1 protein-coding gene is annotated in these 252 nt (G+C 59.9%); it reads right to left on the bottom strand.

Features of this window, described 5'->3' with window-relative positions:
* The coding region (locus SB772_RS43585; protein WP_410838977.1) for an H-NS histone family protein at positions 1-208 on the bottom strand (208 nt) is incomplete at its 3' end.
* Between the last annotated feature and the right edge of the window lie 44 nt (positions 209-252).

Below are 252 nucleotides of genomic sequence, written 5' to 3'. Positions count from 1 at the left end.
GATCGCGATACTTCGGTGCGACCGGCGCGCGGGTGGCGCCCGACGAAGCGGCACGACGTCGCCCGAAAAGCTGGTCGGGCGTGATGCCATATTCGGCAATCTGCTCACGCATCGTCGCGATAAGGCTTTCCAGTTCGGCGAGCCGCGCTGCTTCCGCTTTCTGTGCCAGCGCTTCTGCCTGTGCTTTGAGTTCGAGGTAGGTAGCCATGGATATGAAAGGATTCCTTGAAATGTGGGAAGTGGCTCAACAGC

The organism is Paraburkholderia sp. SIMBA_030 (assembly GCF_046535245.1).
Lineage (GTDB): Bacteria > Pseudomonadota > Gammaproteobacteria > Burkholderiales > Burkholderiaceae > Paraburkholderia.
Note: the sequence above shows the minus strand (reverse complement) of the source record. Positions and strands in the feature narration are given on the sequence as shown.